This is a genomic window from Streptomyces sp. URMC 123 (genome assembly GCF_051386515.1).
In the GTDB taxonomy this organism is placed as follows: Bacteria; Actinomycetota; Actinomycetes; order Streptomycetales; family Streptomycetaceae; genus Streptomyces.
Genome location: NZ_JBPQTV010000399.1, coordinates 1 through 5,233, shown reverse-complemented (window position 1 = coordinate 5,233; position 5,233 = coordinate 1). Strand labels below are relative to the sequence as shown.

The 5,233-nt window shown below is 76.6% G+C and carries 5 protein-coding genes and 2 pseudogenes; 1 reads left to right on the top strand and 6 read right to left on the bottom strand.

The genetic code is table 11. From position 1 onward, the window contains the following. Positions 1-290: 290 nt before the first annotated feature. Complete coding sequence (locus ACSNOD_RS28085; protein WP_436769877.1) at positions 291-479, top strand: hypothetical protein; 189 nt, start codon at positions 291-293, stop codon at positions 477-479. 117 nt (positions 480-596) lie between these two features. On the opposite strand, the gene ACSNOD_RS28080 is transcribed toward ACSNOD_RS28085, so the two are convergent. From ACSNOD_RS28080 to ACSNOD_RS28055, 6 genes and pseudogenes are all read right to left on the bottom strand, one after another. Continuing rightward, positions 597-1,199, bottom strand: coding sequence for a hypothetical protein (locus ACSNOD_RS28080; protein ID WP_436769876.1), 603 nt, complete (start codon positions 1,197-1,199; stop codon positions 597-599). Then, positions 1,183-2,010: an FkbM family methyltransferase gene (locus ACSNOD_RS28075; RefSeq protein WP_436769875.1), complete on the bottom strand. Its 828-nt coding sequence runs from the start codon at positions 2,008-2,010 to the stop codon at positions 1,183-1,185. The genes ACSNOD_RS28080 and ACSNOD_RS28075 overlap by 17 nt, the downstream gene beginning before the upstream one ends. Positions 2,011-2,123: 113 nt before the next feature. After that, positions 2,124-2,324: pseudogene (locus ACSNOD_RS28070) on the bottom strand (Trm112 family protein); the annotation flags it as partial. Continuing rightward, positions 2,321-3,472 carry a hypothetical protein gene (locus ACSNOD_RS28065; RefSeq protein ID WP_436769878.1) on the bottom strand — a complete coding sequence of 384 codons (1,152 nt, stop codon included), beginning with the start codon at positions 3,470-3,472 and terminating at the stop codon, positions 2,321-2,323. The gene ACSNOD_RS28065 and the pseudogene ACSNOD_RS28070, both read right to left, overlap by 4 nt. A 7-nt stretch (positions 3,473-3,479) precedes the next feature. After that, entirely contained in the window at positions 3,480-4,388 is a 909-nt protein-coding gene (locus ACSNOD_RS28060; RefSeq protein WP_436769874.1) for a class I SAM-dependent methyltransferase, read from the bottom strand. Further along, positions 4,385-5,233 (bottom strand): annotated as a pseudogene (locus tag ACSNOD_RS28055) (hypothetical protein); the annotation flags it as partial. The pseudogene ACSNOD_RS28055 and the gene ACSNOD_RS28060, both read right to left, overlap by 4 nt.

The following is a 5,233-nucleotide window of genomic DNA, read 5'->3' as shown; positions in this document are numbered from 1 at the left end:
CCTCAGCCCGGCCGTAGGCCGGGGTGGAGGTGGTGCTCCGCACCGAAGGGGCGGGAAAGAGCCCGGCCTTCGGCCGGGGTGGGGTGGTGGTTCCCGCACCGACGGCGCGGGCAAACACTTGGGACGCTCACGTCGACGACGGTCACGTCAGGGACGACCCATACCGTGGACGTCGCGCGAACCCGCCCGGAGGGGGGAACTTATGAACGAAGGGTGACATGAGACATCGCACTCGCCCACGCGGGAAGCCTCGCGGTGACATGTCGCACTACTTCAGAAGGGGGGCGGTCATGCGCCGTGTTGTCGTAGTAACCCTAGGGGGCTTCGCGTTCCTCGGCTTGCTTGCCACCCCGGCCAGTGCTGTTCCGGACCCGGTGGCAACCGTCGAATGTGCCGTTCAGGAAGCGACGGGCTTCGTGGACCCGACCAATCTGGCAATCCCGCCCGAGGTTCCGGGCGTTGCCTGCCTGGCGCCCTGACCTGCTGCCGTTCCGAGAGAGCCGGACCGCAGGGCGCGCCAACCCCCCACCTCGCTTCGCGCGCCCGTACCGGCCACATCCCACCCCGGAGCGAAGACCCCGTGCCCTCGGCACGGTTCACCGGGGGGAGACCTCCTGGAGGAGGCCCCACGTGAAGTCCGCGACCAGCGGACCCGCGTCGGGCGGCGTGAACGCGAGACGCCAGCGGGTCGGCGCCGACCCCTCCAGGGGCGTCGCCGGGGGGAACGCCCGCGCCACCTCGTCCACCGTGCAACTCCACGGGCGGAGGTCCGCCACCGAGCGGAGCAGGGGCGGCGCCGCACCCCGCGCCCGTACCAGCCACTCGTTCCAGACCTGACCGCCCGGGGCGGTCAGGACCTCGAACCGCAGATCGGGCCAGAGCGGCACCGGCCACCGCAGCGCCTCGCACGTGAGGTCGCCGACCCGGCGCGGCCCCCGTTCCTCGGGCGGCCCGAGCAGCGACGCCAGCCGGGCGACCGCGCCGCGCGAGCGCGGCGAGCGGACCATCGCCTGCCAGCGGCGATTCGCCTCCCGCTGGTCCGCGCGGCTGACGCCGAGCTCGCGCCGGGCGTCCTCGACCAGGTCCGGCCGGTGGTCGGCCATCCTGCGCAGCAGGACCAGCTGGAACAGCAGCGGACCGGGAAGCCGCCCGTCGGACGCGGACGCGGGGTCGGACGCGGGGTCAGGAGCGGAGCTCATGCCTCCCATCGTGGCGCACGCGGGCCCGCGCCCGCGCCCGGGCCACCGTGCGGGGCCTCGGCCGCCGCCCGTCGGGCAGGAACAGCACCGAGTTGACGTAGCGGCGGTGCGGCAGGAGGGAGCGCCGCAGCAGCCCGTGCTCGGCCACGTGCTGCGTCCGCGCCTGGTGCCGGGCGAGGTCGAACGCCATCAGCGGCACCCAGGAGCGGTGGGGGAGGACCCAGCCCCGGTAGCCGTGCCCGGCGAGCAGGTCGAGCACCGGCTCCAGCGGCTGGATGCGGATCTCCAGCTCCACGAAGAGCGCCGGCCGCTCCTTGCGGAGCAGCCGCTCCGCGCCCCGGAGCACCGCCAGTTCGCTGCCGTCCACGTCGATCTTCACCAGGGTGACGTCCATGAGGTCCAGGTCGTCGAGGGGAAGACATGGCACCTCCACGGAGGTGTCGTGCAGGGGCCGGCGCACCAGGGAGGAGACGCCGCGCTCGCCGCCCCCGCCGGCCGGCAGCCACAGCCGCGCCGTGCCCTCGTGGTCGGCCGCGGCGGCCTGCACCACGGTGACATTGGCCGGCACCGTGGCCGTCAGCACCCGGGCGAGGTCGGGGACCGGCTCGACGGTGACGACGCGGTCCGCGTGCCGGGCCAGGCGGCGGGTCCAGGGCCCGTACCAGCCGCCGACGTCCACCGCCGTGCCGCCCCGCGGGCAGAAGTCGGGCAGCCGGCGCAGCTCCGGCTCGTAGGCGGGGTAGAGCCGGGTGGCGACCCCGGCGACCAGCTTCGGAGGCAGCCGGGGGCCCAGTCGGGCGGCGAGCGTCATGAGGTGCCCTCCCCGGCGGGACCTCTGCCGGCCGGCCCGGCGCCGCTCCCGTCGCCCCCATCGGCGCCCCCGCCCCCCGCACCGGCGCCGCCGGCATCCGCGTCGGCGTCGCCGAGCCGCGCCATCAGCCGCTCGTGCTCCTCCTCGGGCACGGTCTCGCCGGAGGAGGGCAGCAGCTGCGGAATGCCGTCGACGATGGGGTAGCGGCGGCGCAGCCGGGGGTTGTAGAGGGCGTCCTCGGGGCCGAGCAGGGCGAGGGGGCCCTTGTCGAGCGGGCAGGCGAGTATCCCCAGCAGGGGGTCGTCGGGCTTCACGTGTACGGCTCCTTGTCCGAGGTCCGGGCGGTGCCGGCACCCCTGTCGTACGGTTCCGAACTCCTGACGTGCGGCTCGTGCGGCTCTTGTGACTTCTGGGGTCCGTGCGACCGGGGTGACCCGTGAGCCTCGTACGGCTCGTGCGGCTCGCGCCGTTCCGGCCGGTCGTACGCCTCGTACGGCTCCGGCAGCCCGTACGGCGCCCGGGTTTCCGGCGGAGCGTCCGGCGGCGCCCCCGGCGGCGCTTCCGGCGGGTCACCCCGCCCGCCCACCGCCGCCTGCCCCCGCTCCAGCGTCAGCAGGACGGACACGGCGAGCACCGTGCCCCCCAGCCGCAGGGCCAGCCGCAGCGCGTCCTCCGGCAGCGGCTCGCCGAACGCGAACGACCCCCCGGCCACCGTGAACACGCAGCTCACCGTCGTGCACACCGGCACGATCAGCGACGCCCGGCAGCGCTGCAGCGCCGTCTGCGACAGCACCAGCCCGGTGGCGCCGGTGAACAGCAGCAGATACGGGTACGGGGAGCCCAGCAGGGCCAGTGCCACCCCGCCGATGTCCTCCGCGGCCAGCAGCCCGGAGACGCCCTTCACGGCCAGCGAGCTGACGCCGTACAGCAGGCCCACGGCCACGCCGTACGCCACCCCGCTGCTCGGCGGGCGGTGCCGGCGCCGGGCGCGCCGCTCGGCCGCCCCGTACAGCCACAGGCCCGCCCCCAGCGCGGGCAGGCAGACCGCGAGCAGCGGGCCCAGCGGCGCGGCCCGGCTCACCGCGTCCGCCGCGCCGTGCAGCGAGCCGACCACCATCAGCAGGGCGAGCAGGATCAGTACGACCCCGCCCCGCTCCCGGCCGCTGGTGCGCTCGCCCAGCAGCAGCGACGACAGCAGGAGCAGCAGCACCAGGCCCGAGACGAACAGGCCCTGCGCGGCGGCGATGGGCAGCGTGCGGTAGACGGCGAGCTGGGCGGCGAACCCGAGGGCCAGCGCCAGCGCGCCGGCCAGCCACAGCGGGCTGCCGAGCAGCAGCCGTACGAGCCGTCCCGGGCTGCCGGCGCTCAGTGGCGGCAGCCCGGTGAGCGCCCGCTTCTCCAGGACGAAGCCGGTGCTGTAGAGGACGTTCGCGAGCAGTGCGGCGGCCACCCCCCACCACAGCACGGCGCTACACCCGCCGGGCGTGCGCGAGGAGGATCGACGCCGCGGACGGCACCCGGCACAGCGCCCGGTCGAGCGCGCGCAGCGGGCGCGGTACGCCGTGGAAGGGCGCGCCCGCCACGGTGACCACGCGGAAGCCGGAGGCCTCCAGGAAGCTCCTGAGCGCGCGGGCGGTGTAGAGCCGCAGATGGCCCACCACCTGGTTGCCGGGGCGGCCGTGCACGGCCCGCAGGCTCACCTCCGAGAACACCGGCTGCACGCCCGCGAGCAGCAGGCCGCGGTTGTACCAGGCGGCTAGGTTCGGGGTGGACAGCATCAGGTGGCCGCCCGGGCGCAGCACGCGGCGCAGCTCGTCCAGCGCGCCGTCCGGGTCGACCAGGTGTTCCACCACCTCACTGAAGAGCACGGCGTCGGCGCTGCCGGAGGCGAACGGCAGGCCGTGGCCGTCGAGTTCGCCCCGGACCACGGCCGGGACGCGGGCCGCCGCCCGGCGCAGCGCGTCGTGCGACCAGTCCACGCCCACCAGGCGGTGGCCGGCCAGCTCCCGCGCGGCCACGGCGGCGGCCCGGCCGTCACCGCAGCCCACGTCCAGGATCAGCGCGCCGCGGCCGGCTCCACCGCCGGTCCCGGGCCGCGACGGCTGCCCCGACTGCCCCGGCCGTCCCGACTGCCCCGGCTGTCTCAGGGCGGCGGCGAGCATGCGGGCCTGGCGCAGGCTGCGTTCGTCGCCGGAGGCGACGGGGACGGCCGGGTCCTCGTAGAAGTCCCGCAGGGGCGGGGCGGGCGTCCGCGGTGGTGGCGGTGCCGGTTCCGGGGCCGTTGGCGGTTTCGGCGTGGCTGCCGTGGCTGCCGTGGCTGTCGCGGCTGTCGTGGGTTCGGGTGGGGCGGCGGGGGCGGGCCGCCGGTCCGGTGTCATGGCGTCCTCCCTGGTGACGGGGCCGGTGCGGGTGCCGAGGCCGTCCCCGGCACGGTCGGCGCGGTCGGCTCGCGCGGTTCCTCCGGGGCCGCCGTCGCGGCCAGCGACTCCGTGAAGAGGCGGCCCAGCTCCGCCCCCGCCGCGTCGTCCAGCAGCGCCCGCGTCCAGCGCAGCGCCAGATGGATACGGCCCCCGGTGCTCGCCGTGGTGACCGTCAGGCCGCGCGGGAGGCGGGCCGGGGCGGAGAACCACACGGCGTGCGCCCGGCCGGCGTCGCCGAAGTCCAGCGGGTACGGCAGCCGGCCGATGTTGCTCAGCAGCGTCGTCGACGCCCAGGGCGCGGCCGCCCGGCGCAGCCCGCGCGTCACCGCGGCGCGCACGCCCACCGGTACGAGCGGCGCGGTGAGCAGCGCGCCGACCAGCCCCAGCGGGCGGCCCGGCGCGGACTTCAGCGCGCGGGTGTGGGCCGCCGTACGGCGCAGCAGCCGGTCCACGGTCGCCGGGTCCGGCCGTTCGGCCGCCATCGCCCGCGCCTCCGCGCGGGTCTCCGGCGCGACCACCACCTCCGTGAGCCGGGTGCCGTTGCCGATCGGCATCTCCATGCCGCGCGGGCGGTCGTCCACGGGCATGGTGACGCGTACGGGGGCGGTGCGGCGGCCCTGCGCGCGGTTCCAGCGGGCCACGGTCAGGGCCGTGGCGACCAGGAGCTGGTCGTTCACGGTGTACGGGGCGCTGCCGTCGGGCGCGCGCGGGGGGCGGCGCGGTACGGGCAGGTCGGCGAGGAGCATGCGGTTGCCGAGGGCGTCGGGTCCCGCTCCTGTTCGCCGGTGAGCGGGGGAGGGGGC